Here is a 24,351-nt window from a genome sequence, read left to right as displayed (position 1 = left end):
CTACTTATGGAGCATTGAGGGGATGGCCCTGTACGTGGCGTGGTGCCGTCCCCGCTGGACGTTCACTGTCAGCCGAGTCCGGTCCAACGCAAAGACATCACGACGCGCAAATGTGTGCCGTCCGATTCCGGGTTGACCCGTTCCACCTCGGCTGAGAATGTACCCGGCCGTTTCATGAGATCAAGGTAGTCAAGTACCGGTGCAGGGACAAAACCAAGCATCTGGCCACCCGCCCAGATGCCCTGGGCCCGGGAATCCTTTGGGTTCTCGGGTTCAGGAAGCACATCCAACGTGTCGCCGCGACGCAGCGATTTGTCCACCCAAGCCTTTGCTTCTGCTGACATGTACCGAAGTCCGTGGACCGGCACCGAGAAGCCCATGGTGCCCGCGGCAAAGTCGACTTCCGGTTCGGCGAAAATCTCGTAGGTGTCTGCCACGCGCTTCCCAAAGGAGTGGGCAAGTATTTCGAAAGGTTGGGCATCCTCACTAACGTGAAGTTTGTGGAGCCACTCCGGCCGGTCCGGCCGGCGCGTGCTCATGATTCGTGTGGAAAAGAACGGGAAGAGCGTCGTTGACGAGTACGTCCGGCCTGAATCACCAAACCCCGGAATGGCACGGAAGTTCACGTTTTTTTCAACTTCGGGGAAGTATTCGAATTCGAAGTGGCCGTCGGCGGAAGCCGTGGCCCGGCCCAGCAGGAGATAAGTTCGCGTTTGAGGGTGCTGCCACGCTACAAGAAGAGACTTGGGTCCTGTGCGCTTCGCGACCGCTGACGGTCGGTGGGTTAGGAGTTGAGGCATGCCAAGATCCTCTCTTGGTTGTAGCGGATGATGCCTTGTGCCAGCGTAGCGTTGCCTGGCGACATTTTAGCGCCAGCAACCACATCCATGGCTGCCTGGACCGCAAGAGCGCTGAACTCCTCCTGCCAGTAACGGAGCGCCCGGGTGCCGCACAGCCTCGCGAATTGCCCAGCTACGTCAACCAAAGAATCGTCCCTGTGGCCTTGAAATCGATAGGCCGTTGCATTTTGCGCAAAGGCGTTAATGGCTTGCTGACTGCCTATCGTCTTAGCGAGTCCCGCATGGCGAACGACGATGCCCAGACTGGTGGCGTGATCGTAGGAAGGCGCCAAATGACGTGTCCCGGCCTCGGTGATCTCGATGGCCCAGTTCTCGCTATGCCTGTCACGGTTGCCGATCAGGGCGTCGAACAATAAATAGCCGGCGAACCAGCCGGATGCCGACAGGCTCGACTGGATAGCGCCTATGGGCGGTTCGACATGATCCAGAACCCGGAGAATGTTGGTGAGGCTGTGTCCTCGGCTCAATTTGTCTTTGGGGTCGAAGTTGTCGACGAATTCGGAGATGAAGACGGATCCATTCTCAAGTTGGTTCCGTTCCGAGGACACCACGTTCATTGAGACGCAGCCTGCTGTGCCGTCGAGGCTCGCAAGACGGACCTTAGCTGCCGGAATTCTGAGCTGAACTGCGATGAGGCTGGCCGCGAGTTCTGCCGAATTTTCGAAGAGACTGCGCCTGGGTCGATTCGGTTTGAAGACCCACCGGCTGCCATCGGGGGCCCTGAACCAGGTCTTTTCGTTTTCGCCAGAGGGCTCATCCTGGTCCGGCGTCCAATGCGCGATGTCGACCACCTCAAAGGGCGACGCGCCCCAGAGGTCCTCTCTGTATGGTGCACTCACGCTGATCGTGGCCCGCTCCCTATTACCAACACGATTGTTCGTCCGGAATCCACTTCGGAGCATAGTGCAGCACACCGACAATCGGTGTGCTGCGGCGATGCAAGGCCCGGCCCGCCGTTGGCGCATATGACGCTCCATGAACCCGCGTGACCCCGGGTTTCCGAACCGTTGAACTGCGATCCCGGCAGTCCCTATGGTGAGTCAATGACAACAACGGAACGGCTCATCCCGGCCCCCCACCACGAGTTTCAGGGGCGATGTCGCCGGCACTGAATACTAGGTCCGGTCCATCAGCACACCCCAGAACAGGACTTCACCCATGTCATCCGCTCCCCGAAACGCCGCCCCCGGCACCCGACCCGGCACCACGCGCATCGTCGCCGGGGAGCCGGCCAGGCCCAGGCGCACGCTGGAGATCAGCATGGCCGCCGGCCTTGTCCTGCTGATCGGCGCAGGCGCCGCCGTCGCGTCCACAGCGTCGCGCGGCAACGAGGGCGCGGCTGCCCCGGCCGCCGTCGCAGCGTCCCCGGCTGCGGAACTCAAGCTCGGCTACTTCGGCAACATCACCCACGCCCCGGCCCTCGTCGGCGTCAGCCAGGGCCTCATCGCGAAGAGCCTCGGCGGGACAACGCTCAGCACCCAGGTCTTCAACGCCGGCCCCGCGGCGATCGAGGCCCTCAACGCCGGCGCCATCGACGCCACCTATGTTGGCCCCAACCCGGCGATCAACTCCTACGTCAAGAGCAAGGGCGAATCGATCAGCATCATCGCCGGCGCCGCATCCGGCGGGGCGCAGCTGGTGGTCAAACCCGGGATCAACGCGGCTGCAGACCTGGCGGGCAAGAAGTTCGCGACGCCGCAGCTCGGCGGCACCCAGGACGTGGCGCTGCGCGCCTGGCTCGGCCAGCAGGGCTACCGGACGAAGACCGACGGCAGCGGTGACGTCGCCATCAACCCCACCGACAACGCCCAGACCCTGAAACTGTTCCAGGACGGCAAGCTCGACGGCGCGTGGCTGCCGGAGCCCTGGGCCTCCCGCCTGGTGCTCCAGGCCGGCGCGAAGGTCCTCGTCGACGAAAAGGACCTTTGGGAGAAGGGCGAATTCAGCACCACCGTCCTGATCGTCAACAAGAAGTTCGCCGCCGAACATCCTGACACGGTGGAGGCTCTCCTGACGGGCCACGCCGCAGCCGTGGACTGGCTCAACGCCGCACCGGCGGCGGAGAAAGCCACGGTCCTCAACGCCGTACTCAAGGAATCCGCCGGCGCCGCCCTGCCCGCCGATGTGATCGACCGTTCGCTCAGGAACATCGTTTTCACCGTTGATCCGCTCGCCGGGACGTACCAGAAGCTGCTCCAGGACGGCGTCGACGCCGGCACCACCAAGCAGGCGGACATCAACGGCATCTTCGACCTCACCGCCCTGAACAGCATCCCGGGCCGGGATGCCCCCGGGAAAAAGACCTCCGCGCAGGGGCTGGGCAAGGACTAACCAGCCCCTGCCGCCGGCCCGCCATACAAGTTAGGACGTGAGAATGCCAGTCGTACTCGAACACCTGGGCAAGCGCTTCGGCGACGGCGACCCGGTGCTGGACGACGTCAACGCCAGCATCGGGCAGGGTGAGTTCGTCGCCCTGCTCGGTGCGTCCGGCTGCGGCAAGTCCACCCTGCTGAACATCATGGCGGGACTGGAGGCCCCGACGTCGGGCGCCCTGGAGGTGCCCAGCGACGGCGCGGCCTTTATGTTCCAGGACGCGGCGCTGTTTCCCTGGCTGACGGCGCGGGAAAACATCGAGCTGGCGCTGAAGCTGCGCGGCGTCGGGAAATCCGGCCGCCGAATGAAAGCCGACGGGCTCCTTGATCTCGTGCACCTGGCCGGGGCGGGGGATAAACGCCCGCACGAGCTCTCCGGCGGGATGCGCCAGCGCGTCGCCCTGGCCCGTTCGCTGGCCCAGGACCGGCAGCTGCTCCTGATGGATGAGCCCTTCGCGGCCCTGGATGCGATCACCCGCGACCTGCTGCACGACGAGCTGGAGCGGATCTGGAAGGAGACCGGCCGCACCATCGTCTTTGTCACGCACAACGTCCGCGAAGCCGTCCGGCTGGGCCAGCGCGTGCTGCTGCTCTCCTCCCGGCCTGGCCGGGTGGTGCGGGAATGGCACGTCAGCGAGGAACACCGTACCGACGCCGGGCTGGCCGGCCAACTCACCGGCGAAATCACCGCCCGGCTGCGCGAGGAGATCCGCCGCCATGCCAAATAGCCAAACTCCGCTGGTTGAACCCGCCGAGACCCGGCACCTCACCGCGGCCCTGACCCGGTCCTCCACCGGCACGGAAGACCTGCGCCAGCTCGAGGCCGGGCTGGACTCGCTGCAGTCCGACGCGGTGCACAAGTCACGGATCGACTGGAGCCGGATCCTGCTGCCCGTCGCGGCGCTGGCCGTGCTGGTCCTCGGCTGGCAGGTCTACGTGTCCCTGGGCTTCAAGCGGCGCGATCTGGTACCCGGACCGCTGGATGTTCTGGGCCAGCTGGCTTTGCTCTGGGGCGAAGGGAAGCTGCAGGAAGCCGTGTGGACCTCGCTGCAGCGCGGGCTCGCGGGATTCCTGATCAGCGTCGCCATAGCGACCCCGGTGGGGCTGCTGCTGGCCCAGGTCGCCCCGCTGCGGCGCGCGTTCGGGCCGCTGATCTCCGGGCTCCAGGTCCTTCCGTCCGTGGCCTGGGTGCCGGCCGCCATCATCTGGTTCGGCGTGACCGACGCCACGGTGTACTTCGTAGTGTTTATGGGTGCCATTCCGTCGATCATCAACGGGCTGATCTCCGGCGTGGACCAGATCCCGCCGCAGTACCGCCGGGTCGGGACCGTGCTGGGTGCCTCCCGGCTCCAGATGGCGCTGCAGATTGTGCTCCCGGCAGCGCTTCCGGGCTACCTTGGCGGACTCAAGCAGGGCTGGGCCTTCTCCTGGCGTTCCCTCATGGCCGCGGAAATCATCGCCGTCGGCGGCACCATCGGGTTCGGCCTCGGCTCGCTCCTGGACCAGGGCCGCGTCCTGTCCGACATGACCACCGTGATGGCCGCGATCCTGCTGATCCTCGCCGTCGGCATCCTGATCGAGCTCCTCGTCTTCGCCCCGATCGAGAAGCGGCTGCTCCGCCGTCGTGGCCTCCTGGCCGGCAGCACCCGCTAGCCCTAGCCACCACACAAACCAACGCGGGGTCACTTAGCGCCCATAACCCTTGGGTTTATGGGCGCTAAGTGACCCCGCGTTGCTTGGTTCGGGAACAGCCATGTGACGTGGCGTTACCTTGCGTGAACGGGTGTTTCCGGTCCGTTGTTCCGCCCTGTGACGCCGCCCTATCGTCGAGGCATGGCAATTCAGGACATTTACCCCACGGCGCTGCGCCTCCTCGGCCGCCCCGTGCTGGTGGTCGGCGGCGGCCCGGTCGCCGCCCGCCGCGCTAAAGGGCTGCTCGACGCCGGCGCCAGCGTCACGGTCGTCGCGCCCCTTGCCTGCCCCGCCCTGACCGGACTTTCCGACGCCGGCCACCTCGCCTGGGAGCCGCGCCAGTACCGCGGATCCGACGTCGACGGCGCCTGGTTCGTCCAGACCGCCACCGGCGACGCTGCCGTCGACGCGCAGGTTGCGGCCGACGCCGAAGCGCAGCGCATCTGGTGCGTTAACGCCTCCGACCACGAAGCCTCCGCAGCCTGGACGCCCGCCGTCGCGGTTGTGGACGACGTCAGGATCGCCGTCAACGCCGGGGGAGACCCGCGCCGCGCCATGGCCTTGCGCGACGCCGTCGCCACCGCCCTGGAAACCGGGGACCTCCCGCTGCGCCGGCGCCGGGCCCGGCCCGACGCAACGGCCGGTTCCGTGGCCCTCGTCGGCGGCGGGCCCGGAGACGCCGGACTCATCACCGTCCGCGGGCGGCGGCTCCTTGGCCAGGCCGACGTCGTCGTGGCGGACCGCCTCGGCCCGCGGGAGCTGCTCAACGAACTGGCCCCGGACGTCCGCGTCATCGAGGTCGGCAAGACGCCCGGCCACCACCCCATCCCGCAGTCCGGGATCAACCGCATCCTCGTAGATGAAGCCCTACTTGGACACCGCGTGGTCCGGCTCAAGGGCGGCGATCCGTACGTTCTGGGCCGCGGCGGCGAGGAAGCCGAGTACTGCCGGCAGCACGGCGTCGACGTTGAAGTGGTTCCCGGCGTGACCTCGGCCATCTCCGTCCCGGCCGCCGCCGGCATCCCGGTCACGCACCGCGGTTTGGCGAAGGGTTTCAGCGTGGTCACCGGCCACGAGGAACTCTCCGAAGTCCCTGCCCGCGCCGACCACACCGTGATCCTGCTCATGGGCGTGGGCCAGTTGCGCCACTCCGCAGCCTCTTTGGCCCTCGCCGGTTTGCCAGCGGAGACGCCGGTTGGCATCGTAGAGAATGGTTACCTGCCCAACCAGCGGGTGACTATCGGAACGCTCGGGACCATCGCGGACCAGGCGGAGGCCGCCAGCGTGGCGAACCCCGCCGTGATCGTGATCGGTGACGTGGTCCGCGTCAGCCCGTTCGCGCCGTCGCACTTCAAGACCGCCGACTACAGCACCACCTCCCCGAACGCACCCCGCACTCCCTTAACCCCGTCGATTGCTCCATAACTGCCGTTATCAAGCCTCAAAAGGGCCGTTATGGAGCAACGGATGCAACAGAACAAAGGAACACCGCCGTGTCAACGAATACTCCGGCAGGAACTGCCGCCCGCCCGCTGCGCATCGCCGTCGTCGGCTCCGGACCGGCCGGCGTGTATGCCGCTGACCTCCTGACCAAAAGCGAGGCCGTGAAGAGCGGCGAGCTTACGGTCAGCATCGACCTTTTCGACCGCTACCCGGCGCCCTACGGTCTGATCCGCTACGGCGTGGCCCCGGACCACCCGCGCATCAAGGGCATCGTCAACGCCCTGCACAAGGTCCTGGACCGCGGTGACATCCGCTTCTTCGGCAACGTCGACTACGGCACGGACCTCTCGCTCGCGGACCTCCGCACCCACTACGACGCCGTCATCTTCGCCACCGGGGCCATCAAGGACGCGGACCTGAACATCCCGGGCATCGAACTCGAGGGCTCGTACGGGGGCGCCGACTTCGTCTCCTGGTATGACGGGCATCCCGACGTTCCCCGCGACTGGCCCCTGGATGCCAGGGAAGTCGCCGTGATCGGCAACGGCAACGTGGCCCTGGATATCGCCCGGATGCTCTCCAAGCAGGCCGATGACCTCCTGGTCTCGGAGATCCCGGACAACGTCCACCGCGCGCTCAGGGATTCCCCGGTCACGGACGTGCACGTGTTCGGCCGCCGCGGACCGGCCCAGGTGAAGTTCACCCCGTTGGAGCTGCGCGAGCTCTCCCACTGCAAGGACGTGGACATCATCCTCTACGCCGAGGACTTCGAGTTCGATGCCGAATCGGACCGCCAGATCCAGAGCAACAACCAGACCAGGACCATGGTGGGCACCCTCGCCAACTGGATCGCCGAGCAGCCCGAGGACCTCTCCGAACTCACGGCCTCCCGCCGCCTGCACCTGCACTTCCTGCACAGTCCGGTGGAGGTTCTGGGAACAACGCACGACGCCGACGCCCCCGGCCGCGTCGCCGGCATCAGGTTCGAGCGCACCGAACTGGACGGCACCGGCAACGCCCGCGGTACCGGCGAGTTTGTGGACTACCCCGTCCAGGCCGTCTACCGCGCGATCGGCTACTTCGGGTCGTCGCTGCCGGAGGTCGAGTTCGAGCACAGCAGGGGCGTCATTCCGAACGACGGCGGCCGCGTCCTGGACGCTTCCGACACCCAGGTGCCGGGCATCTACGCCACCGGCTGGATCAAGCGCGGACCGGTGGGCCTGATCGGCCACACCAAGGGCGACGCCCTCGAAACCGTCACTCACCTGCTTCAGGACCGCGACAACCTGCCAACGGCCGCGGCGCCGGCGGCGGAGACGATCGTCGAACTCCTGCAGAGCCGCGGCGTGCGGTACACGAGCTGGGAAGGGTGGCTGGCGCTCGACGCGCACGAGCGAGCCCTGGGCGGGAAAGCGACTGCCGACGCCGGGGCGGGCGGCATCCAGCGCGAACGCGTCAAGGTGGTCCCGCGCGACGCCATGGTGGAGATCTCCCGCGACGGAGTGGCTGCCGAAGTCTAATCCCCCCACAAAGAGCAACGCGGGGTCACTTGGCGCCCATCCCGGAGGGGATTATGGGCGCTAAGTGACCCCGCGTTGCATCCGTGGACTAACAACTTTTTACTAAGTGTGCTTACCATAGTTGGGTCGTGGCCTTCGGTGGCCGCTGAACTTCCCGATTCGACTACAGACGATAGGAATCACCATGGCAGGTAATCTCGTTTCCCGGTCCATCCACGATCTGACGGCAGGCGCCTGGTTCGGCGGCTCGCTGATGGGTGCCATCGGGCTGAACGGTGCGACGGCGGAGGCCAAGGATCCGGCCGAGCGTACCCGGCTCTCGGCCCTCGGCTGGAAGAAATGGGCGCCGTTCCAGACGGCTGCCTTCGGCGCGCACTTCCTCTCCGGCCTGGCGGTCCTGTGGGAGAACAAGGGCCGGATGGCCAAGCAGGACGGCGTCACGGGCCTGACCGTGTACAAGTCGGCCGTCACCCTGGCCGGTGCCGCCGTGAGCCTGTACGCAGGTGTCCAGGGCGCCAAGGTGGACAAGCTGGCCAGCGAAGGTGCCGAAGGTGCCACCGAGCCCAAGCCCGGTGCCTCCGAGGAACTCCGTTCCGCTCAGCAGCAGTTGAAGATCCTGCAGTGGGCCATTCCGGTCTTCGCCGGCTGGGTCATCGTCCTGGGTGCCAAGCACGGCGAAATGCAGCGCCCGAAGAACGTTTTCGCGGGCCTCGCGCGCTAGCCTAAGCCTTCGCGCTGGCCGCGCGGCACTCAGTCAGCCACTAGGCAAGGGCCCCCGCGCCGGGAGAGGATTCCGGCGCGGGGGCCTTTTGTGTCGGGCGGGCAGCTACTGCTGGATCCACTCCGCACAGGAGTTCAGGTTCCGGTGGACGCTTTCGACGGCGGCCGTCTGGTCGTGTGCCTCGATCGCCTCCACGAGTTGGCCGTGGCCCTCGTGCGGGAGGCCCTGGAGACCGCCCTTGCGCTGCTGCCGGAGAAGGTCGGCGTGGAAGACCTCGCCGAAGCTGACGTACAGTTCGTGCAGCAGCGGGTTGCCCGATGCCCGGGCCACCAACACGTGGAAGTCCCAGTCCGCCCGGGCCCAGCCGGCGTAGTCCCCGGCCAGCCAGGCGAGACGGCGCGCCGCCAGGAGCCCGCGCATGGCTGCGACGTCCTCGGCGCTGGCGTGACGGGCCGCGAGCCGTGCCGCCTGCGTGTCCAGCCCCACCCGCACCTCAAGAATGTGGACCTGCGAGTGGTCTCGGTACATCCGCTGGGCGGCGCCGGAGATCTCGCTGGTGGCACGGACATAGGTGCCGTCACCGCGGCGGACCTCAAGCATGCCGCTGTGCGCGAGTGCCTTGATCGCCTCACGCAGGGTGCCCCGCGAGACTCCGAGGGTGTCCATCAGCTCCGGTTCGGCCGGAATCCGCTGCTGCAGCTGCCATTCCCCCGAATGGATCAGCTCACGCAGCTTGGCGGTGATCTCATCTACCAGGGGCGCCCGGTGTGACGTCGTGAGGCTCACGGCCGGACCTCGTCGGCCGGCGTCCCCGCGGGCTGGATTCCAGGCTGCGCCGTGAGCAGATGGCCGACGGCGATCTGGCCCAGGGCTGCGGCCAGCAGCAGGAGGAGGGGGAGCGTCCAGGACCCGGTGGCGCTGTGGAGCAGGCCCATGCCGAACGGGCCCAGGGTCGCGAGCAGGTAGCCTGCGGACTGCGCCACCGTGGACAGTGCTGTGGTCTCGGCGGTGGTGCGGCCGCTGCGGCTGATCATCACCATGACCAGCGGGAAGATGCCGAGCCCGAAGCCGAGCAGCACCGCTGTCAGGGGAGCCCAGGAGACCGGCAGCACCAGCATGGCCAGGACGCCCAGGGTCATCGTCACCGTGGCCAGGTGGAACGCGGTGCGCCGCATCCGGGGGCGTGAACCGATGGCGACCAGCACCATTCCGGCCGGGACGGAGACGAGCTGCATCAGCCCGAACATCACTCCGCTCTCGGACGCGGTGAGTCCGAGCGTGACCAGCATGTAAGGGAACCAGCTGAGCACTGCATAGGCGATAAGTGCCTGCACCGTGAAGCCGGCGGTGATCAGCTGGCCGGTGCGGGTCCGCAACAGCGGCCAGGGGGAAACCCGGCCGGCCTTGACGGCGGGCGCATTGCGGTGGGCGTGAACGGCGATGGGCAGGAAGCCGAGGCAGGCGCAAAGAGCCAGGAAGCCGATGGAGCCCACTCCCGCGGAGGGCGAGCCGAGTTGCTGCGCCACGGGGACGATCAACACGGCCACCGCGGTGGCCCCCGTCGTCATGCTCAGCGTATAGAGGGCCGTCATGAGGGAGGTCCGGTCCGCGAAGTGGACCCGGATGAACGACGGCATCGCGACGTTGCAGATGGCCAATCCGGACATGCCGACCACCGTGCCCGCGAGCAGCATCCCGGTCGAGGGGATGCCGCGGAGCAACAGGCCCGCAGCGAGCAGCACGAGGGAGAGCAGAATGGCCTTCTCGAGGCCCAGATACCGGGTGAGCCAGGAGGTCGCGGCCCCGGCCACCGCGAAACACAGGGTGGGGATCGAGGGGATCACGGCGGCGATCAGTGCACCGTAGCCCAGGACCGCCTGCAGATCGTGTAGCAGGGCGGCGGCGCCGGTGATGCCGGCGCGCAGGTTGAGTCCGATCAGCACGATCGCGACGACTCCCGCGATGATGGCGCCGCGGGGTGCGCGCACGCCGGGCAGAGGTGCTGTCTGGGGGACGGCGGACGCCGTCGTGCTGTTAGCCGTGCTTACCATAGGTAAAGGTTAGACGTTTGATGTTTGCGCTGGATCCTTTAGTGCTGAATATCTCGGGAAGAGACAATGGCTGCGCGGGCACACCGGACCGCGCCGACACGGCCGCCAGATAGCCGGGCGGAGCAGGCACGGCACCGACCAGAAGACCATGGACGGCCGGGTTCCCGGGGCTTTCCGCACGGAACACGGCGCGGGCACCTGCCGGGTCAAGCCGCACAGCGGACGGATCCACTGCCAGCCCGACGCCGGCGGCCTTCAGCACGGCCTCCTTCGCCACCCAGAGCCTGATCCGGTCTGCATCCGAAGCATCGGATGCATCGGGTGCGTCAGAGGCGCCGGAAGCGTCGGAGACATCGAGCCCGTGGCGCCCGAGCCCTTCCCCCGGGGCGACGGCAAAATCGTCAAAGCCGGCGAACACCTTGGCCGGCACCTTTTCGATGTCCGCGCCGAGGCTGGTTCCGGCGGGGCCGGCGGCGGCCATCACGGTTCCGTGGCTGCGGGACATGCTCAATCCAACGCCCTCAATGGAGGGCTTGCCGTGCTCTGTGCTGCCGCAGCCGCCGCAGAGCCGCCGCACCTCGAGTCCTGCGGCGTGTTCGGGCCCCAGTCCCAGCCACCAGGCGGCCAGGAGCCGGAAAAGGGCGTGCGAAGCGGAGTAGTCCAGCCGGTCCTCCCCGCGGTGGAAACGGAGCGAGGCGTCGTGTTCCCGCGGGGACAGGAATGCGCCGAGGCCGCCGCCGTGCAGCCCGCCGCCGTGCAGCCCGTCGCCGTGCAGCCCGCCGCCGGCCTGGACCGCCGCTGCCTGAACGGCGGCGGACGGAACCGCTATGTAGCAAGTCCCGGCAGGGCCGCCGTCGGGCGCTGTCATCTCTTGCTGATCCGGCGGTACTGGGCGATCGCCAGCGGGGCGAACACGGCGATGATGCCGACGCTGCACAGCACCGAATAGAGCACGGCATTCTCGGCGGGCCAGCCGCCCGGGATACCGAAGCCGGCAGGTGCCGGGTTGCCGAAGAGTTCCCGGGCGGCCGTCGCCACGGCGGTAACCGGATTCCATTCGGCAATCACCCGGAGCGGTCCGGGCAGGGAATTGACGGACACGAACGCGCCGGAGACGAAAGTGACCGGGAACAGCCACACCAGGCCCAGGCTTTGCGCCACCTCCACGCTCCGGGCCGTCAGCGCGATGACAGCACCGATCCAGGAAACGGCAAAAGCGAACAGCAGCAGCAGTGCCAGCGCTCCCAGCGCCTGGGCCGGGCCGGTGGTGATCCGCCAGCCGATGGCGAGGCCGCAGAGCAGCGTCACGACGACGGACAGCACGCTCGTGAACAGGTCCGAGGAGGTGCGGCCCAGGATGACGGCCACGCGTGACATCGGCAGGGACCGGAAACGGTCGATCAGCCCCAGCTGGAGATCCTTCGCCAGGTATACGGCGGTGAAGGAGGCGTTGAAGGTCAGGGTCTGCGCCAGGATGCCGCCGATCAGGTAGCTGCGGTACTGGTCCCCGCCGAGCGTCCCGCCGAAGACGAAGCCCAGCAGCAGCACGAACATAACGGGCTGCACGATTCCTGTGACCAGCGCGCCGGGTGTGCGTACAACGTTGATGAGGTTGCGCCGGGCAATGACGGAGCTGTCCCGGGCCGCGGCGGTGATGGCGCTCATGCGTCAACCTCGACTTTCGCCGGAGCTTGCGTGGCCGGAGTTTGCGCCGCCTGCCCGGCTTGCGCGGCCGGAGCTTGCGCCGCCTGCCCGGCGGCCTGCCCGGCCGCGGCGGCGTGGCCGGTCAGCTGCAGGAAAACGTCATCCAGGGTGGGGCGGCGCAGCGAGGCCTCCTCCACCGGCAGGGACCGGGAGTCCAGTTCGGACAGCACCCGGACCAGCATCCGGTGCCCGTCGGGCGCGGCGACGGAGACGCGCAGGTTCTGCGGGTCCAGTTCCGGCCGGGCGTCCGGCCCGGCGGCCTGCTCCAGGACGGCGGCGGCCGCGGTAAGGTCCGCGGCGTGGCGCATCACGACGTCGATCCGTTCCGTACCTGCGCTCTGCTTCAGTTCCGTCGCGGTCCCCTCGGCAATGACGCGGCCGTGGTTGATGACGGCGATGTGGTCCGCCAGCCGGTCGGCTTCCTCGAGGTATTGCGTGGTCAGGAGCACGGTGGTGCCATCGGCCACAAGCCGTGACACCACGTCCCAGGTGTCGAGCCGGCCGCGCGGATCCAGTCCGGTGGTGGGCTCGTCCAGCACAACAACCTTGGGCCGGGCCACGATGGCCCCGGCGAGGTCCAGCCGCCGCCGCATGCCGCCGGAGAACGTGCCGGAGCGTTTGCCGGCGACGTCGGTGAGCCGGAAGCTTTCGAGCAGTTCGTGTGCCCGGGCCGCCGCGGTGCGCCGGTTCATACCGTAGAGCCGTCCCACCATGTGCAGGTTTTCGAAGGCCGTCAGCTTTTCGTCGACGGCCGCGTACTGCCCGGACAAGCCCAGGTTCCGCCGTACCAGGTCCGGATCGCTCAACACGGAATGCCCCGCAACCCGGGCGTCACCGCTGTCCGGGGTCAGCAGGGTGGTGAGCACCTTCACGGTGGTGGTTTTGCCCGAACCGTTCGGTCCCAGCAGGCCCAGCACGGTCCCTTCGCCGGCCTGCAGGGAGAGCCCGTCCAGAGCCTTGAAGCTGCCGAAACTCTTGCTGACGTTCTCGACCCGGATCACTGCGACGCGGCGAGCTCGGCGACTTTACGCGGAGCCATATCCGTCCAGGTCCGGGACACGTAGTCCAGGCACGCTTCACGGCTGTCCGGGCCGAACATGGTGACCCAGCCTTCCGGAGCGGCGGCGAAAGCGGGCCAGAGGGAGTGCTGCTGATACTCATTCACGAGTACGGAGAACGTTGCGGATTTGTCATCGAATGGATTCGTCATGGTGACCTTTCCTGGCTGTTCTGGCAATCGGAAAGCCCCTCGCGTGGATCAGGGGCATCACATGCTATTCGTCTCAGCCGCCCAGCTGGATGGCCAGCGCCGGCATGATTGCGTTGAGAGCCCGGTCACTCAGCAACTGTGAATGCCGCTCGTCCACCGCAATCTCGGTGATGCGGCCGGTGACGAACGGCTGCCAGGACTCGCTTCCGGGCGTGCCGGCCGGTACCTCGCGGGTGGCCCGGAAGAACAGCAGATCGCCGCTGAAGAGCTGCGGCTGCTCATCCCGGATCAGCCGCGCCAAGTCCGGGAAGTTCCGCACCATCGCGTTGACGGAATCCAGTGGGACACTGCCCAGGGGGTTGTGGTGCTCGCGCAGGATTTCCAGCGCGCGGGTCCCGTCCAGGGCCGCGGTGTCCTCGTCCGCCAGGTCGTAGCCCTGGGCTTCGAGGTAGCGGGCCCACAGCGCCTGTCCGGTTCCGACGTCGGAGTTGTGTTCCTGGTTGCCGGGGAACGCGTCCAGGATGGCCAGGGACGCCACTTCCTGTCCCAGTTCCTGCAGCCGGGTGGCCAGCCGGTGGACGAGGTACCCGCCGAAGGACCAGCCCATCAGGTGGTAGGGGCCCTCCGGCTGGACGGAGCGGAGCTGTGCGATATATTCGTCGGCCAGCTCGGTCAGCGTGGCGGCCTCCACCGGATGGGTCCGGCCCGGCTCCATCCCGGGCATCTGCAGCCCGATCAGTGGGCGCTCGGGATCCAGCCGGCCCAGCATCGAGGCATAGCCCCAGCCGATCCCCGAGGCAGGGTGAACCGCGAACAAAGGTGACTTGGTACCGGCCGTCCGCAGGGGAAGCAGCTGACGCAGGCTGTCCGCCGCGCTTTCCTCCGCACCCCTGCCCGCCTCCCGGAGCAGGCCCTCCACGGTGGGCGCCCGGAACAGCGACTGGACCTGGAAGGATGTCCCCAGGGCCGCGTTGACCTTGGCGATGAGCGGCTGGGCGAGGAAGGAGTGCCCGCCGAGTTCGAAGAACGACTCGTCGACGCCGGCGCTGTCCAGCGAAAGGACCTCGGCGTAGATCCCCGCGACGGTCTTTTCCCGCGGGGTCCGGGGGGCCTGCCCGGCGCTGCGGGCCACGCTTCCGGGATCCGGCAGCGCAGCGGCGTCCACCTTGCCATGCGGCGTCAGCGGCACCTCATCGATGACCACGACGGCGGCCGGCACCATATAGTCCGGCAGCAGTGCCCGCACATGGTTGCGGACGACGTCGGGCAGGGCGCCGTTCGCCGGACCGGTCTCCGCAGGCACCACATAGGCGATCAGACGCACACCGCCACTGCCGCCGTCGTGTCCAACGGCACGCACCACGGCCTCCCGGACGCCGGGGGCGCCGCGGAGGGCTTGCAGTACCTCGCCGGGCTCCACCCGGAAGCCGCGGATCTTGAGCTGGTCATCGTTGCGGCCGGCGAACACAATCCGGCCGTCGGCGTGCCGGTAGACGACGTCGCCGGTGCGGTACATCCGCTCGCCGCGCCCGGTGAAGGGATCGGCGACGAACCGCTCGGCCGTGAGCTCGGGCCGGCCGCGGTAGCCGCGGGCGAGCTGGCGTCCCGCGATGTAGAGCTCACCGGCCGCGCCGGGGAGGGTGTGCTGCAGCCTGTTGTCCAGGACGTAGAGCCGTGTCCCGGCGGTGGGCGCGCCCAGGACGGGTCCGGCGGTGTCGCCGACCCTGGCCAGGACGGTGTCCACTGTTGCCTCGGTGGGTCCGTACAGGTTCCAGGCCTCGACGCCGGGGTGCGCGGCGACGCTGTCCCAGAGCCCGGCGTCGAACGCTTCCCCGCCGAGCGCCAGGCTGAAGCGTCCCGCCTGGCCGCCGCCGGCATGACCGTCCAGCAGCCCGGTGAACACCGGCTCGGTCAGGAGCTGGCGCAGGTAGCCGGGGGTGGTCTCCCAGACCGAGACGCCGTGCTCCGCGAAGTAGGCGGCGAGCTGCCGGGAATCGCGGCGGGTGTGGTCATCGATCACGTGCAGTTCATGGCCGTGCACCATCCACAGAATCGGGTCCCAGGAGGCGTCGAAGCCGACGCCCGTGGTGTGGGCGACCCGCCGGCGGCCGGCGCCGGACATCAGCGTGTCCCGGTGCGAGCCGAGCAGCGCCGCGAGGGCGCCATGGCTGACCTCGACGCCCTTAGGCCGGCCGGTGGAGCCCGAGGTGAACATCACGTACGCCAGCTCGCGGGGGTCCGGGTTCGGCAGCAGAGCCGTCAGGTCGGCGGCATCCGCGTTGCTTGCCAGCTCGTCCAGCAGCAGCACCCGGGGACGGACGGGCAGGGCCGCAACGAGCTGCTCAACCCGGCCGGCCACGGCGCGGCTGGTGAGGATCACCGGCGGCGCGGCGTCCTCGATGATGGCGGCGGCGCGCTCGTCCGGGTACTCGGTGTCGATGGGGTTGTAGACGGCACCGGCGGCCAGGACCCCGAACATGCTTTCCACCGTTCCCAACGATCGGGGGAGCAGCACGGAAACCACATCCCCGCGGCTGACTCCTGCCGCAGCCAGGGCGGCGGCGATCCGGGCGGCTGAAGCGGCCAGCCCGGCGAAGCTCAGGGACTCGCCGTCCGCCACCAGGGCGGTGGCGTCCGGCGTTGCGCTGACCGTTGCGGCGAAGGCTGCCAGAACGCCGGGCTCCGCGTCGGCGGCTGCTGCGTCGGCGGCAGCTGACGGGCTGCCTGGGGCGGCCGAGCGTGTTCCCGCGGTGGCGTCCATCAGCCCGCGTGCCTCCTCGTCCCCGATCATCGGGAGCAGCGCGACGGGGGTGTCCGGCGACGCCGCAGCCAGCTCAAGGAACCGGCCAAAGCTGTCCGCAAGCCGCCGGATGGTCTTATCCTCGAACATGGCTGCGTTGTAGTCGATGGTGCCGGCCAGCCCGCCGCCGCCGCCGCCGCCGCCGGCATTGCCGCCGTCGGGCCGGAAGGTGAAGGACAGATCAAACTTGGCCTCGCCCGACGCCGTCTCCGGCTCGGCCGCTACCCGGACGCCGGGCAGCTGCGGGACCGCCGGCGCCTCGTTGTCCACCGTGAGCATGGTCTGGAACAGCGGGTGCCGGCCCAGCTCACGCTCGGGATTCAGGGCTTCGACCAGCCGTTCGAAGGGCACATCGTCGTGGTCGAAGGCGGCCAGGATGCTGTCCCTTGACCTGCCGAGCATGGTCCGCAGGCTGGGGCTGCCGGCGGCGTCCACCCGCAGCGGCAGGGTGTTGACGAAGAATCCGATGAGCTCGCGCAGCGCCGGATCCGTGCGCCCGGCCGTCGGGGAGCCGATCACGAGGTCGTCGCCGGCACCCGTGCGGTGCAGGAACGCTGCCAGTCCGGCGTGGAGGGCCATGAACAGGGTCGCGTTCGACGTCGAGGCGAGACTGCCCAGTGCCCTGACGCCGGCGGGATTGAGCCGGAACTGCAGCTGGCGTCCGGGCTGGCGCGATTCGCGCGGCCGGCGGTGGTCCGCCGGCAGCATCAGTTCGGCCGGGATGCCGGCCAGCGTGTGGCGCCAGTGGTCCAGCTTGGCGGTCAGCCCCGCCCCGTCGAGCTGTTGCCGCTGCCAGTTGGCGTACTCGGCATACTGCAAGGGCAGCGGAGCCGGATGGGCAGCAGAATCGTCGCCGAGGGCAGCCTCGTAGGCTGCGGACAGGTCCCGGGCCAGGGGGGCGAGGGAGGCGCCGTCGCTCGCGATGTGGTGCATTACGAGGTGCAGGACCCACGCCGTCGCGTCCTCCGCGGACCCGATCCGGATCAGCCGTGCCCGCAGCGGGAGCTCCGAACGCACATCGAAGCCGCGTTCGGCGTCCTCGCGCAGCAGGGCCGGAACCTCCGCCTCCGACCCGGCGGCGACGGCCTCCAGCCGCATGCCGGCGCCGGCGGCGCCGTCGTCCGGAGCCAGGATCAGCTGCTCCGGCACGCCGCCGGTGTCCGGGTAGACGGTCCGGAGGACCTCGTGGCGTCGGAACAGCGACCCGACGGCGGCGGCCAGCGCCCGCTCGTCCAGCTCGCCGGTGATGCGGACGGCCAGGGAGATGTTGTAGTCGGCGGCGCCGGGATCCAGCTGGTTGAGGAACCACATGCGGGACTGAGCAAAGGAGAGCGCCAGGCGGTCCGGCCGGACCGAAGCCGGGCTGTCCAGCCAATCAGCCAGCGGGGTCAGGGCCGCCGCGGGCCCGGCAGCGGGCTCAGCCGCGGGCCCGGCTGTTTCCGCGGCCGCACCGGCGGCGGCGGAGGCCCCCCGGGACCCGGTCCCGGTCTGCCGGTGCACGGCTGCCAGCAGGCCGGCCGGGGTGGGCTCGTTGAAGAGGGTGCGCAGCGGCAGGTCGGTGCTGAAGGCCTCCCGGACGCTGCCCATCATGGAGACGGCGAGCAGGGAGTGCCCGCCGAGAAGGAAGAAATCATCGTCCATGGCGACGGTGTCCACACCGAGGATCCCGGCGAAAATCCCGCACATGGCGCGCTCCTCGGCGGTCGCGGGGGCCGCCCCCGCCGCCCCCGTGCCGGCGGAGGGCGCAGGGAGTGCCTTCCGGTCCAGTTTTCCGTGCGCCGTCAGCGGGATGGCAGGGAGCTGCATGAAGATCGCAGGGACCATGTAGTCCGGCAGCATGGCCGCGGCCAGGCCCCGCAGTTCCGCGGGTTGCGCGGTTCCGGCGTAGTAGGCCAGCACCCGGTGGGCCGGCTCGCCGTCGGCCACTGCCACAGCGCGGTGAACTCCGGCGTGGGAGGCAAGCACTGCCTCGATCTCGCCGAGTTCCATCCTGAAACCGCGGACCTTGACCTGCTCGTCGGTGCGGGACAGGAACTCCAGCGTGCCGTCCGGCGCCCGGCGGACCAGGTCGCCGGTGCGGTACATCCGGCTGCCGCCGGCCGTGAAGGGGTTGGCGACGAAGCGTGCGGACGTCTCGGCCGGGCGCCGGTCGTAGCCGTGGGCCATGCCGGGACCGGCGAGGTACAGCTCGCCGGGTACGCCGGCCGGGACCAGCGCCAGGTACGGGTCCAGGACGAAGGTGTCGGTATTGGCGATGCCGCGGCCGATCGTCGGTGCGCCGCCGCTGATTTCGGCAATCACCGAGTCCACGGTGAACTCGGTAGGGCCGTAGAAGTTGTAGGCGGAGACCTCCGGCGTCGAAGCGAGCCGGGTCCACAGCTCGGCCGGGACGGCTTCGCCGCCCAGGGCAAGGATGAGCGGCTGCTCCCGGGCGGTGTCCCTGGAACCGTCCCTGGAACTGTCCCGGGAGCCGTCCAGCAAACCGTACTGCAGCAACTGCCCGGCGAAGGACGGAGTGGTCTCCAGCACGTCGATCCCGTGGCTGCGGCAGTAGCCGGCCAGTGACTCGGCGTCGCCGCGGACCTCGTCGGCCACCAGGTGCAGTTCGGCTCCGGCGATCATCCAGAGCATGGGATCCCAGGCGGCGTCGAAGCCCAGGCCCGCGATGTGCGCCACGGACACGGTTCCGCCCGGGGCCGCCGCCTGGAAACGCGGGGCGTACAGGGTGCGGTGGTGGTGGTTGAAGAGGTTGGCCAGGGCACCATGGGGCACGGTAACGCCTTTGGGTCGCCCGGTGGAACCGGAGGTGTAGAGCACATAGGCCGGGGCCTCCGCGGCCGGACGGCGGGCGGCGAGGGCGGCGTCGGAAATTTTCGCACCCGCCGCCAGCAGCGCATCGACGCCGAGGGTCCGCGGTCCGTACGGACCGGCAGCGGCGGGCGCAGCGGAGATAACGACGGCGGGGGTGCCGTCCTCGAGGATGATCCGGATCCGCTCAGCCGGGTAGGAAAGGTCCACGGGGATGTAGACCGCGCCGGCCGCCAGCACCGCAAGGGCGGCGGCGGCGACGTCGGCCGTGCGGGGCAGCGCCACCGCGACCCGGTCGCCGGGTTCCACGCCGGCGGCCATCAGGCCCTTGGCGAGGGCCTGGACCCGGCCGTGGAGCAGGGCAAAACTGGCGGCATGGTCCGGACCGGCGGCATCAATGAGCGCCGGGGCGTCCGGCGTCCGCGCCACCGTGGCCCGGAAGGCATCGACGACGGTCTCCGGCAGGAGCGTCCCCGGCAGGAGTGTCTCCGCCGCCGGATCGGCAGCCCGGAAGCTCTGTTCCAGGGCGCGGGCCTGCTGCTCCGGGGACTGGATCCGCAGCCGGTCCAGCGTGACGTCGGGGTCCGCGGCGAACTGCTCGATCACGGCGAGGAAGCCCGCCACAAGCTGCTCGGCGGTGGACCGGGAGAACAGCGCGGGGTTGTACGCGAGCGAGCCGCGGATGCCGTCGCTTTCCACCAAGTCCAGCAGGTCGAACTTGGCGCCGCCCGGTTCCTGGCTGAGGTCGGCCGTGGCCTCGAGGCCGTCCATCGACAGACCGGCGGCCGCCGTGTTCTGCAGCGTGAGCATGACCTGGAAAAGCGGGTGGCGGTGCTGGGACCGGGCCGGATTGAGCTCCTCGACCACCCGCTCAAAGGGTGCGTCCTGGTTGGCGTAGGCATGCAGGTTGGTGTACCTGACGCTCTCCACGAGCTCCGCGGCGCTGGGGTTCCCGGAGGTGTTGGTGCGCAGCACCAGGGTATTCACGAAGAACCCCACGAGCTCGTTGAGCCGGGTGTCCGTCCGGCCGGCGACGGGGGTGCCCAGCGGGATGTCTTCACCTGCGCCGGACTTGGTGAGCAGCGCCGCGAGCGCGGCCTGCAGCACCATAAAGAGGCTGGCGTTGTGGTCCCGGGCCAGCGCGTTGAGCCGGGCGCCGGTTTCCGGGCGGATGGCCAGGGGAACGGACGACGCCGGTCCGGCTGAGCTCTGCGCGCCGCGGAGGAAGTCGAACGGCAGCCGCAGCTCCTCGGGGGCGCCGCGCAGTTCGCGGGTCCAGAACTCAAGCTGGCGGGCGATGGCGCTCGCCGGGTCGTCCTCGCTGCCGAGTTCCTCGCGCTGCCAGAGGGTGTAGTCGGCGTACTGGACCGGAAGCGGGGCCAGCGCTGTGTCCGCGCCCGCCGCCAGGGCGTTGTAGGCCTGCGAGAGGTCCTGCGCGAGCGGGGCCAGGGACCAGCCGTCGGCGGCGATGTGGTGCAGCGTTATGGCCAGCACATGGTGGTCCGGGGCCAGCTGGAAGAGGACAGCGCGGAGCGGCAGCTCACGCGTGACATCGAAGCCGCGGCGGGTTTCCGCGGCGAGGGCGCCGGCCAGGGCTTCGGCGGTGCACTGGACGCCGAGCAGCTGTACGGGGCGCTCGCCGTCGGCAAGAATCTGCTGGGCGGGTTCGCCGTCGACCAGCGGGAAAACAGTCCGCAGGCTCTCGTGCCGGCCGGCCAGCCGGTTGATGGCCTCCGCCAGCGCCCGGACATTCAGGGACCCTTTGAGGTCCAGCACCACGGGGATGTTGTAGGCGCCGGATTCGGGGTCGAAGCGGTTCAGGAACCACAGCCGGCGCTGGGCGAAGGAGAGCGGAATGACGCCCGGGCGTTCCGCCGGCGCGAGCTGACGGGCATTGCCGGCGCCGAGCTCAAGGGTCTCGGCAAGGGCGGCCACAGTGGCCTGCTCAAACACCGTGCGCAGTGCCGGTGCCACGCCGGTCCGGTCCCGCAGCAGCGCCACGAGCCGGGTGGCCAGCAACGAGTGCCCGCCGAGTTCGAAGAAGTCGTCGTCCAGCCCGACGGCCGCAAGTCCCAGGACTTCCTTGAATGCCTCGGCCACGATCCGCTCCCGCTCGTTGCGGGGCTCCGTGGCGGCCGCTTCCCGGCTCGGGGACGGCAGCGCCCGGGTATCCAGCTTGCCGTTGGCGGTCAGGGGAATGGACGGAATCTGCTGGACGGCGGTCGGCACCATGTAGTCCGGGAGCTGCCGGCGGGCCTGCTGGCGGAGCTCCGAGGTATCCAGCTCGTGGCCGGACGTGACATAGCCGAGCAGCTGGTCGTAGCCTGCCCGGTTCTTGGCCACCGCGACGGCGGCATGCTCGACGCCGTAGAGGGACCGGAGGACCTCCTCGATTTCGGCGAGCTCAATCCGGAAGCCGCGGATCTTGACCTGTGCATCCATGCGCCCGCGGAACTCGAGGGTTCCGTCCGCAAGCCGCCGGACGACGTCGCCCGTGCGGTACATGCGGGAGCCGTCCGGGACGAAGGGGTCGGCAACGAAGCGCTCGGCGCTGAGGCCGGGCTGGTCGAGGTAGCCGCGGGCCAGGTTGATACCGGCGACGTAGAGCTCGCCGATGGCGTTGACGGGGACCGGGTTCAGGCCGGAGTCCAGGATGTAGTGGCGGCTGTTGGCTACCGAATCGCCCAGCGTGGGGTCGGTGCCGGGCTGAATGACGGCGGTCAGGGAATCCACCGTCGTTTCGGTGGGGCCATAGAAGTTGTAGGCCACCACGCCCTCCTGCTCGGCGAGCGAGTTCCAGAGCGCAGGGTCCACGGCCTCGCCGCCAAGAGCCACCACCGTCGGGTGGGTTTCCTGGCCGAACAGCCCGCCGGCCAGGAGCACCTTGGCGAAGGACGGGGTGGTTTCGATCGAGTCGATGCCGGTACCGGCCAGGTAGCTGCTGAGCGCTTCCGGGTCGCGGCGGGTCTGGTTGTCCACGAGGTGGAGTTCATGGCCGGCGATGAGCCAGAGGATCGGATCCCAGGACGCGTCGAAGGACAGGCCGGCGGTGTGGGAGACCTTGAGTTTGCGCCCGAGGCGTACCTCCGCGGGACGGAAGATGCTGTCCTGGTGGGAGGTGTACAGGTTCAGCAGGGCCAGGTGCTCGACGCCGACGCCCTTGGGCCGCCCGGTGGAGCCGGACGTGAAAATGACGTAGGCAAGATCCTGCTGCCCGGCCGACGGTGCCGGCGCCGCCCCATCCTTGCCGTCCAGGCAGGAGACCATCAGGGCGGAGTCCAGCACGGTGACGGGGACAGTGGTGGCGAGTTCCTCGTGGCCGGCGGTGCCGGTTCCAGCATGGCCGGCGGTGAACGCCGCGGAGGTCAGCAGACGGACGGGGGCCGCGTCCTCGAGCATGCCCTCCACCCGCCCGGCGGGGTAGTCGGGATCCAGCGGGAGGTAGGCGGCCCCGGACTTCAGGATCGCCAGGAGTGCAACGGGCAGCAGCACGCTGCGGTCCAGCCGGACGGCAACGGTTTTCCCGGGGCCCGCGCCGTGGCTGCGGAGGAACCGGGCCAGCTGGTTCGAGCGGGTTTCGAGTTCACTGAAGGTCAGTTCGCCGTCGGGCGCGACGACGGCGGTCCGGGAGCCGGCGTCGCGGGCGCTGAGCTGGAATTCCTCCACGATGGTGTGCTGCGGAAGCGCCGCGTCACCGGCGTCGCCGGCGGCCAGCAGCGAACGTTCCTCGTCGGCGGTGGTCACCGAAAGCGATGCCAGGAGCGCCTCGGGCCGGGTGGTGACGTCGTCGATGAGCCGGACAAAGCGGTCCAGATGGTCTTCCAGCTGCTGCGCGGAGTACAGGGCGGCGTTGGCTTCGAACTGGATCGTGGCGGTGCGGGTATGGGCGGGGGCGGCGCTGCCGGCGCCGAGGCCGTGGACGACAATCGAAAGATCGTCGATCGGGCCGGTGGACAGGATGTTCATGGCGCCGCGGGCGGGGCCGAAACTGATGTCGTCCAGGACGGGCAGAATGTTCACTGAGGGGCCCAGATATCCGGTCTGCGTACCGAGGTCCTCGAAGCGGGAGCGCTGGTGGATCAGGGCGCCGCGCAGGATGGCGCCCATGGTGGTGAGGGTGTCGCAGACCGTCGCGCCGGGATCGACGCCGATCCGGATCGGCAGGATATTGGAGAGCATCGACGGCGTGGATTTCGCGAGCTTGCCGCGGCGCGCGGTCACGGGCAGCGCTACGGAGACCTCCCGCTCGCCGGTGATCCGGTGCAGATAGAGCGCGGCGGTCGTGAGGACCAGCGCCGGTGCGGAGCCGGCGGCGGACGCCAGCGCGGCAGCGGCCGGAGCCGGCAGCGGCCGGGCTGCGCGGACCAGCGAGGTGGCAGTGCCGGCGGGCCGGCCGGCCAGTCCCGCCGCCGCCGGGGCGTCCTGCAGCTGCGCTTCCCAGTAGGAGCGGTCGGCCTCGGCGGTGGCGGATTCCGTGTAGTCCGCCTCTGCGGCCAGGAGCTCGGTCAGAGAGCCAAAGCCGGCAGCACCGTGCCGCTCAGCCGCTGCCGGCGCGCTGCCCGAAACCGCGCTGCCCGAAACTCCGGTGTCCGAAACCGCCCTGTCCAGCAGTCCGTTGTATAGCGCGGCGATACGCTTGAGTACCAGCACCGCCGAATAGCCGTCCAGCATGATGTGGTGGACCCGCTGGTAGAAGTAGTGCCGCTCCGCGGAGAGCATGATGAGCTCGGTGTGCAGCAGCGCGTCGCGGACGGCGTCGCGCGGTAGACCGAGATCAGCGTCCATCAGGGCCCGCGCCTCGGCTTCCGGGTCTTTAGCCACGCTCAGGTCCGTGACGTCCAGCCCGGCCGGGTTCGGCACAGGACGCTGGAACGGGCCGTTTTGGTCCTCCCCGAAGGTCATATTGAGTGCATCGGTCCCGGCAACAGCTTGCGCCACTGCCTCGGCCAGCACGGAGACGTCCAGCGGTCCGGAAATCTCGACGAACTGGCCGATCTGGTACATCGGGTTCTCCGGCGCGAGCTTCTGGGCATACCAGATGCCTCGCTGCGCTGGGGTCAGTTCGAGCCTGTCGGCGGAGTTGTTGGACTGGGCGTTCAGGGGATTCGAGGACATGTTCCTTCTCGGGTATCTCGAGGGGGCTGCGGACGCACCAGGGCACAGGAATAGG

16 protein-coding genes are annotated in these 24,351 nt (G+C 69.1%); 6 read left to right on the top strand and 10 right to left on the bottom strand.

The window, feature by feature from the left end; genetic code table 11:
• Positions 1–68 precede the first annotated feature (68 nt).
• The 3 genes from RCH07_RS02935 to RCH07_RS02925 all read right to left on the bottom strand — a co-directional run bounded on the left by RCH07_RS02935 (position 69) and on the right by RCH07_RS02925 (position 2,122).
• A complete protein-coding gene (locus RCH07_RS02935) occupies positions 69–437 on the bottom strand; it encodes an HIRAN domain-containing protein (protein WP_326965972.1) in 369 nt (122 codons plus the stop codon).
• Positions 438–784: 347 nt separating this feature from the next.
• A complete protein-coding gene (locus RCH07_RS02930) occupies positions 785–1,699 on the bottom strand; it encodes a HipA domain-containing protein (protein WP_326965971.1) in 915 nt (304 codons plus the stop codon).
• A gap of 276 nt (positions 1,700–1,975) precedes the next feature.
• Entirely contained in the window at positions 1,976–2,122 is a 147-nt protein-coding gene (locus RCH07_RS02925) for a hypothetical protein (protein ID WP_326965970.1), read from the bottom strand.
• Here RCH07_RS02925 and RCH07_RS02920 point away from each other — a divergent pair.
• The 6 genes from RCH07_RS02920 to RCH07_RS02895 all read left to right on the top strand — a co-directional run bounded on the left by RCH07_RS02920 (position 2,121) and on the right by RCH07_RS02895 (position 8,608).
• Positions 2,121–3,191: an ABC transporter substrate-binding protein gene (locus tag RCH07_RS02920; RefSeq protein WP_326965969.1), complete on the top strand. Its 1,071-nt coding sequence runs from the start codon at positions 2,121–2,123 to the stop codon at positions 3,189–3,191. The genes RCH07_RS02925 and RCH07_RS02920 overlap by 2 nt on opposite strands.
• A 43-nt stretch (positions 3,192–3,234) precedes the next feature.
• Entirely contained in the window at positions 3,235–3,960 is a 726-nt protein-coding gene (locus RCH07_RS02915) for an ABC transporter ATP-binding protein (protein WP_326965968.1), read from the top strand.
• Positions 3,950–4,885: an ABC transporter permease gene (locus RCH07_RS02910; RefSeq protein WP_326965967.1), complete on the top strand. Its 936-nt coding sequence runs from the start codon at positions 3,950–3,952 to the stop codon at positions 4,883–4,885. Before RCH07_RS02915 ends, RCH07_RS02910 begins: the two co-directional genes overlap by 11 nt.
• A gap of 180 nt (positions 4,886–5,065) precedes the next feature.
• Entirely contained in the window at positions 5,066–6,349 is a 1,284-nt protein-coding gene (gene cobA / locus RCH07_RS02905; protein WP_326965966.1) for a uroporphyrinogen-III C-methyltransferase, read from the top strand.
• Between the two features lie 68 nt (positions 6,350–6,417).
• Positions 6,418–7,887 (top strand): FAD-dependent oxidoreductase, encoded by a 1,470-nt coding sequence (locus RCH07_RS02900; RefSeq protein WP_326965965.1) that lies wholly within the window; start codon positions 6,418–6,420, stop codon positions 7,885–7,887.
• A 184-nt stretch (positions 7,888–8,071) separates the two neighbouring features.
• Entirely contained in the window at positions 8,072–8,608 is a 537-nt protein-coding gene (locus tag RCH07_RS02895) for a hypothetical protein (RefSeq protein ID WP_326965964.1), read from the top strand.
• A 105-nt stretch (positions 8,609–8,713) separates the two neighbouring features.
• Here RCH07_RS02895 and RCH07_RS02890 read toward each other — a convergent pair whose 3' ends face one another.
• The 7 genes from RCH07_RS02890 to RCH07_RS02860 all read right to left on the bottom strand — a co-directional run bounded on the left by RCH07_RS02890 (position 8,714) and on the right by RCH07_RS02860 (position 24,296).
• On the bottom strand, positions 8,714–9,394 hold the full coding sequence (locus RCH07_RS02890; protein WP_326965963.1) for a FadR/GntR family transcriptional regulator: 681 nt from the start codon (positions 9,392–9,394) through the stop codon (positions 8,714–8,716).
• Positions 9,391–10,659 (bottom strand): MFS transporter, encoded by a 1,269-nt coding sequence (locus tag RCH07_RS02885; RefSeq protein WP_326965962.1) that lies wholly within the window; start codon positions 10,657–10,659, stop codon positions 9,391–9,393. The genes RCH07_RS02890 and RCH07_RS02885 overlap by 4 nt, the downstream gene beginning before the upstream one ends.
• The gene (locus tag RCH07_RS02880; RefSeq protein WP_326965961.1) at positions 10,643–11,527 is read right to left on the bottom strand and encodes a 4'-phosphopantetheinyl transferase family protein; all 885 of its coding nucleotides are present in this window, start codon (positions 11,525–11,527) and stop codon (positions 10,643–10,645) included. Before RCH07_RS02880 ends, RCH07_RS02885 begins: the two co-directional genes overlap by 17 nt.
• On the bottom strand, positions 11,524–12,324 hold the full coding sequence (locus tag RCH07_RS02875; RefSeq protein ID WP_326965960.1) for an ABC transporter permease: 801 nt from the start codon (positions 12,322–12,324) through the stop codon (positions 11,524–11,526). Before RCH07_RS02875 ends, RCH07_RS02880 begins: the two co-directional genes overlap by 4 nt.
• Complete coding sequence (locus RCH07_RS02870; protein WP_326965959.1) at positions 12,321–13,364, bottom strand: ATP-binding cassette domain-containing protein; 1,044 nt, start codon at positions 13,362–13,364, stop codon at positions 12,321–12,323. Before RCH07_RS02870 ends, RCH07_RS02875 begins: the two co-directional genes overlap by 4 nt.
• Entirely contained in the window at positions 13,361–13,573 is a 213-nt protein-coding gene (locus RCH07_RS02865) for an MbtH family protein (RefSeq protein WP_326965958.1), read from the bottom strand. The genes RCH07_RS02870 and RCH07_RS02865 overlap by 4 nt, the downstream gene beginning before the upstream one ends.
• A gap of 73 nt (positions 13,574–13,646) precedes the next feature.
• A complete protein-coding gene (locus tag RCH07_RS02860) occupies positions 13,647–24,296 on the bottom strand; it encodes a non-ribosomal peptide synthetase (protein WP_326965957.1) in 10,650 nt (3,549 codons plus the stop codon).
• Between the last annotated feature and the right edge of the window lie 55 nt (positions 24,297–24,351).

The sequence above is a fragment of the Arthrobacter sp. CG_A4 genome (genome assembly GCF_035985125.1).
Lineage (GTDB): Bacteria > Actinomycetota > Actinomycetes > Actinomycetales > Micrococcaceae > Arthrobacter.
The sequence above is the reverse complement of the archived record's forward strand: the minus strand, read 5'-3'. Positions and strand labels throughout refer to the sequence as shown.

Coding starts and splice junctions, on each gene's coding strand:
- RCH07_RS02880 (WP_326965961.1), bottom strand. CDS start 11,527: ATGACAGCGCCCGACGGCGGCCCTGCCGGGACTTGCTACATAGCGGTT.
- RCH07_RS02925 (WP_326965970.1), bottom strand. CDS start 2,122: ATGCTGATCTCCAGCGTGCGCCTGGGCCTGGCCGGCTCCCCGGCGACG.
- RCH07_RS02860 (WP_326965957.1), bottom strand. CDS start 24,296: ATGTCCTCGAATCCCCTGAACGCCCAGTCCAACAACTCCGCCGACAGG.
- RCH07_RS02885 (WP_326965962.1), bottom strand. CDS start 10,659: ATGGTAAGCACGGCTAACAGCACGACGGCGTCCGCCGTCCCCCAGACA.
- RCH07_RS02915 (WP_326965968.1), top strand. CDS start 3,235: ATGCCAGTCGTACTCGAACACCTGGGCAAGCGCTTCGGCGACGGCGAC.
- cobA (WP_326965966.1), top strand. CDS start 5,066: ATGGCAATTCAGGACATTTACCCCACGGCGCTGCGCCTCCTCGGCCGC.
- RCH07_RS02875 (WP_326965960.1), bottom strand. CDS start 12,324: ATGAGCGCCATCACCGCCGCGGCCCGGGACAGCTCCGTCATTGCCCGG.
- RCH07_RS02865 (WP_326965958.1), bottom strand. CDS start 13,573: ATGACGAATCCATTCGATGACAAATCCGCAACGTTCTCCGTACTCGTG.
- RCH07_RS02910 (WP_326965967.1), top strand. CDS start 3,950: ATGCCAAATAGCCAAACTCCGCTGGTTGAACCCGCCGAGACCCGGCAC.
- RCH07_RS02920 (WP_326965969.1), top strand. CDS start 2,121: ATGGCCGCCGGCCTTGTCCTGCTGATCGGCGCAGGCGCCGCCGTCGCG.
- RCH07_RS02895 (WP_326965964.1), top strand. CDS start 8,072: ATGGCAGGTAATCTCGTTTCCCGGTCCATCCACGATCTGACGGCAGGC.